This window comes from Halopseudomonas sp. 4NH20-0008, assembly GCF_057548395.1.
On the sequence record NZ_BAAJMD010000029.1, the window covers coordinates 1 to 5,494 of the forward strand.

4 protein-coding genes are annotated in these 5,494 nt (G+C 52.3%); all 4 read right to left on the bottom strand.

Translation table 11 applies throughout. From position 1 onward, the window contains the following. Positions 1–462: 462 nt before the first annotated feature. Positions 463–1,422 (bottom strand): viperin family antiviral radical SAM protein, encoded by a 960-nt coding sequence (locus tag AC27HQ_RS16785; protein ID WP_487157345.1) that lies wholly within the window; start codon positions 1,420–1,422, stop codon positions 463–465. A 120-nt stretch (positions 1,423–1,542) separates the two neighbouring features. After that, positions 1,543–3,741, bottom strand: a complete 2,199-nt coding sequence (locus AC27HQ_RS16790; RefSeq protein WP_487157346.1) for a hypothetical protein — start codon at positions 3,739–3,741, stop codon at positions 1,543–1,545. Positions 3,742–4,518: 777 nt separating this feature from the next. Then, a complete protein-coding gene (locus tag AC27HQ_RS16795) occupies positions 4,519–5,178 on the bottom strand; it encodes a hypothetical protein (RefSeq protein WP_487157347.1) in 660 nt (219 codons plus the stop codon). A gap of 46 nt (positions 5,179–5,224) precedes the next feature. Beyond that, a partial coding sequence (locus AC27HQ_RS16800) for a hypothetical protein (RefSeq protein ID WP_487157348.1) occupies positions 5,225–5,494 on the bottom strand: 270 nt, incomplete at its 5' end.

Here is a 5,494-nt window from a genome sequence, read left to right on the forward strand (position 1 = left end):
AAGCAGCGGATGACGACAGATAAAAATTGCCCATAAACGGCCCCTCAAGGGTGTCTACGAATATAGAGAGATTCAGCCTCTACCGCATGGTTTACAAGAAGAGCCTATCGGCAAGATCTTGGAAGTATGCAGCCACAAGCTGCCCTGCTCGGTCGGTGCTGATGGCTGAGTCGTGACAAAACTCTGGAACGCTGCCGGGCGGACGCTGGTAAGAAGCCTGCGCCCGCCCGGCGACGTGTTACATCTGGCTTTTAGTTACTCCAGTACAGTTGTGGGTAGACAGAACAGTTTGCTTGAATCGCTGCAAACTACGGCGGCCACTGGGTGAAATAGAAACCGTAATGGGCCGCCTAAGAGAGGGGTGAGTCAACTTGCCGTGTTTGCCGCCACGTTGATAACCCCATCCGTGTCGCACTAGGCACCGTATGACGAGGTCGAAGTCTTTGTCTGAGCAGTACTTCCTCATGATGCCTCCCTCGGTGCTGTTGTGTAACGGGAGCGAAAGCCGGCCGGGTTGAAGCGCATTTCGGAAAAGGCTGCGGCGGCACCGGAAGGTAAAATCGGTTGGCTGTAGAGGTAGCCTCCTTTCCCAGTTACTTGGTTTTGGAAGAAACGGCCATATGGGTCGACCATAAGGTACGACTCACACATGTCGCTGTTGTCCTCGACGCACTGGATTGATCGGAAAGCGCTATGTCTTTCCACAAAGGCTGCAAAGGCCTCGTCGCTAACGGCAAGTGTGGTATCAACTATTGGTAGCATCCGCAGCACCTTCCAGCGCTCTGGGCGAACTCGTGTGATTAGTCCGCTCAAGTCTTCATCGGCATTTAAGGCGTTGACGACGGTATTAATCTTGATCTTAAGTGCGGGGTTAACTTGACGAGCAAAGTCCAGGTTCGCGGTCAGCTCATTTAGACTCAGCCGTTGCCCGCTTCTTTCTACCCGTCCTATTGCAAGATTGGTCTCAGAGTGCGTGGAGTCTAGGCTGACACCTAGGTAGGTCAGTTGCGGCGCAAGCTGCTTTATAACGTCAGATGTCAACCTTGAAGCATTGCTGATAAGTGAAACCTCAAACCCTACTTGTTTGGCGATGCGGGTGATGTCTAGCAGGCGCTCTCCGAGTATCGATGGCTCTCCGCCAGCCAGGTTCAGGCGCAGAGTGCGCCATGAGAGGGCATCACGCAGAGGATTACTGGTGTTTGTCGGCTGAAAATACTGGAACAACTCCGTCAACAAGTGCTGGCTGCGGTCGCGATCGTGAAATAGCTCGCGGGGACAGGGGTGGTCCGTCCATTTCGCGTAGCAGTATTGGCAGCGATAATTGCAGGCCTCCGTCACGTGCCAGTTGATGGTCAGAGCGTCAACGTCGACGGGAGCTGCTTTTACAGGGCTGATGGGGAAAATCAAATTATCTTTGGACATGCGTCAACTCCTTGGCGACCGCAGTCGTGCGGTCGGTAAAAGGTTCTGCATGGCGGACGCGAGGCGTCAGAATAGGAGCATCAGGCTCCAGTACACCGTGACTTTTCTTGTTGCGGGTGGTTACGGATTGCGCATCATATTGCGCCGTGTCTTGAGGGCTCCCTCTGGGTCTATGGGAAGATCGAGTGCGCGTCGCTGACTCATTAGCAGCCACCATTCAGCGGCGATCAGCCCACGCTTGTAGTCCTGAACGCTTTTTTTACTTTTGGTTTCCCGGCGCACGGCTCGATAAGCCTCTTTCGCGACATCGCGGACGCTTTCATCAGGGTCGAACTGCCGGGTAAAAAAGAGGGTTTTATGCGCCTTACCGTTAGGGTCAAGGCCGACTTCCAGCAGCGCCTTCAAATATCCTTGACGCCAGATAGCCGATTGCTCGGTCACCTGGCTATCGGCGTACCGTTCATCTTCGGGCTTCCTTTCGCCTTTGCGCAGGCGCAGGCGGCTAAGGCAAAAATCGATCAGATCAAGGGCGAAAGACTGGTAGATCTTCAGCTCAGCTGCTTCGAATTCCTGCCGATCAACATAAGGCGTTCCGTTGAGTTTTTTTGCGTGAAAGTTCCTAGCTTGCTCACTTAGTGAGCTGTACCAACTGACAGCCTTGTCGCTGTGAAGCGAACTGAAGCGTGATAGTGACTCGTCGGCGAACGGCAAGTACGACGAGCGCATGAGCATCAGGCGATGTCGAAGTGTTTTCCGCGGGTCTAGGTGCGATAGCCTGCTCAACAGTGCATCGAGTTGGTTGTTCAGATCAGGCTCTGCCGCATTCGACAGTCGGCTGCGCAGCAGTCCGAGGCTCTTGTCGATGTAAGGCAGCACGACCTCGTCACTCAATCTACCAATAGCATGGACAGTCCATTGCGGGGTTAGATCCAGTGGAAACTCGGGGTCGTGAATCAACTTTTCGAGCAGGCTATCCCACCAAGGGTGAAGTTCTCGAGATACTGCTTCACTGGGCAGCCGGAAAAGCCTGCAGGATAGAACGGCCAATGCATCTTTAACGCCCAAGGCATGGATCTCGGCTTCTAGCTTGGCTTTCCATATGGCCGAATAGTCCGATGCCCACCACTTTCTGCTGCTCTGATCAGATAGTGTTGGGAACGAGTCCAGTCTGCTTTGTAGTGTTGCTGTTACATCGCTGTGGACTGAGCCCTGAATCCATGCCTCGGTTTTCTCGGGAGTAAGCCGCGAGAGTATGCTGCTAACAGCTTTTTCCTCGGCGGCATCCCACGCCAGCGGATCTGGATTTTGATAGGTGCGCACCTGGACGCATTTATCAAGCTGTGAAGCCCAGTCAGTAACTTGGATTTCATCAGCATTGGAGAGATCCATGTGGACCGCTAGGGTTTCCTTTAGCCGCAGTTCCAAGTTTATGAGCCAATTTCTGGCAGAGTTGTACAGGTCCTTTTCATCGCTGTCGCCTGAACGTAGCGCCTCTAGGTCAGACCATAGTGGTTCCATCTCAGTATATAGCTTTTGAATAACGCCTTCGTGCGGGTTACGGAGTCTGCCGGCTGCAGCATCGGATTTAACCCAAGCCTCTAGAAACCTGACTCGCTGAAGCCATTGGTGTGCTGCAGGTGTTGGCGGGCCAGCATGCCACTGTGTTGACGAAACTGAAATCAGAGCTTTGGCATCAGGGCTGAAAATTGATGCCAACTCAGTCGGGATTTGCTGCTCGTCGTGTGACCACGCGGGCAAGCACGACCAGAGCACCCGTACCCTTTCCCACTCACCTTCTGCAATAAGCGCTGGGTCATCGAATACTGCGCTGTGGAGAAAGTACTCATTTCCGTACAGCGCGGTTATGAACCAACCGTACTGTGAGTCGGGTTTGAGCTTTTTAAACAGCTTGTAAGGGGAGTGCGGAAAGACCGTTTGGGCTACGTCTTTGGCAAAATCGAGCGTTTCTAAGGTGCGTCCAGTGACATCTTTATGTATGGGGACGAACAGTAGCTGCGTGCGCAGGCGCTCTGCCAGCGGGCCGGATGAGATTACGGCAGCGGCTTGGTCCTCCGTCGTCGCTTGGCTTCGAGCAAGTTCTAACGCCTCTTCCAGTCTGTTAGCGGATCTGAATACGTGCTGCCAGGTGGTGGCGAAGTGTTTAGTTAGCAATGAGCGGAGTTGCCCGACGACTTCATATTCGTCAAGGGCTTGGATAAAACGCTCGGAGGGGTCGCCTTTTTCGTCAAGGTCGTACTTGCCGAATTCGGCATCAATTCTGCACATGGTTTTTTTCCCAATATCAGGATTAGGTTTCATGGGTTACGCACCAGATTGGATTCTGGCCTGCAGTTGAAACCTCCCGTGCAGCAGAGGGGAGCGGATGGGTGATTAGCCCGTGAGCATCAAGCTCGATAGCCGACTGCAGTAGCGCGCCCAATAAAAATAGATGGGTTCGTATCTTTAGTCAAGCATTGATCCAGAGGACGCCAGCTCGCATCACTGGCTACAGCCCTAGCTATTTTTCTCCTGACTGGCAGCCGGTAAGCCACGTAAAGGATATGCCGCCCATTGTTTTGAACATCGACTGACGGCTACGTACTCGCGCTATGTGAACTGCCCCGGGTTTCGTAGAGCTCACAACTCTTTAGCGAATGAGGTATGAAAATCCAAAAGTTGCTCCTCTTAAATCCTTAACGTGCTACGCGCATGGTTCCGGATAACAAAACCCAATGGGTAATGGGGTGTACAAAATCTGTAAATCGAGTTTCGATTTCAACGCGATGCAACAGAGCGCAGATCGAGAGTTGGACCTGGTTTGGCCGGCCTGAATGGGGTTGATTGTGGCGAAAGGCGGCATTCGACTGATCAAAGGCGACCAAATCAGGAAAGGAAAGGGCATGTCTACAGAGGGCTAATTGCTCAAGCCGGCACGTTTGGGAGCATGAATGCACCCAAGATAATCAGACTGGCAGAAGCAATACCTGTGTCAGACCAAGAAAAACAGCTGGATCAACATTGGCATGCCAGTGCTACTTGGTCTTGGTTCTGTGCTTCCCAAGGGTTTGATCAGCCAGTCTGTCAAAAAAGTTGACCTTACCCGTATTGATCAGGGGTGGCTTGGGCTTTACTGAGACGTTTGCGCAGATCCGACATGCGTATGCTTTCCTCATCCGTCAGGTCACTAAGGGAGTCATGGATAGGATCGCTCCAGACAAGTTCTCCGGATGCAGGGCGTATCATCACGTTACTGATATTGGCGTCTACAAGTCCTTCGCCGGGAGCAAGATAACGGGCTGCCTGCATGATGGTGATCAACAGTCCCTTGAACTCAGGATATGCTTCGAGAGCCGTTTCACATGCCTCGATAAACTGATCTCGTTCTTCCGGCTGGACCAGGTTTTCCTCGGACAACGAATCAAACAGGGCTTGCAAGCGGACGCCTTGAGGACTGTCTGGAAGCAGCGGCTTCAGCCATTCCACCTGAGCTAACCAGTAATACTCCTCTTCTGGGTAAGCATCATTTGGAGCAACGGGGCCATAATTTTTAATGATTCGCACCGTGTTGGGGTTGCCTTGCTCTGACTCTATAGCTAAAAAATTGTGCCCAGCACCGTCTGTAGTCAAGCGATACAGGTTGCCACCCTGCTGAAATAGCATCGCACTCGAGCCATGCGTAAAGTATTCAGAGCTCTGCAGCGGCTCTTGAGACATAACAAAATCGAAGAACGGTCCTGAAAAAAGATAGCCCATCAAACTGGTTCCTGTTCACGCTGACATGGAGATGATTTTTCATCGGCACTTAACTGCGAGTGATAGCAGCGATTCGGTACTCTGTATTAGCAAGGGCTTGACCTATCAGTGCCTTTTTATCCAGCAAGGGTTTTAGCCTGCAGCGGCTTGGTGTTTCGCAGCCGTCCTTGATGATGGCGCAACTGCTGCAAACCATGTCTCGCGCATCATCAATCTGAGCCTGGGCCATACCCAAAAAAATCCGCAGTAACCGCAGTTTGATTGAGAGAATGAGCAGCAACGGCCAGTTTAGAAGCTTGTGTATCATTTTGGCCCTCTG

What these genes read in the sequence shown, in the direction of transcription:
- AC27HQ_RS16785 (WP_487157345.1), bottom strand. Translation starts at nt 1,422, where the DNA reads ATGTCCAAAGATAATTTGATTTTCCCCATCAGCCCTGTAAAAGCAGCT.
- AC27HQ_RS16790 (WP_487157346.1), bottom strand. Translation starts at nt 3,741, where the DNA reads ATGAAACCTAATCCTGATATTGGGAAAAAAACCATGTGCAGAATTGAT.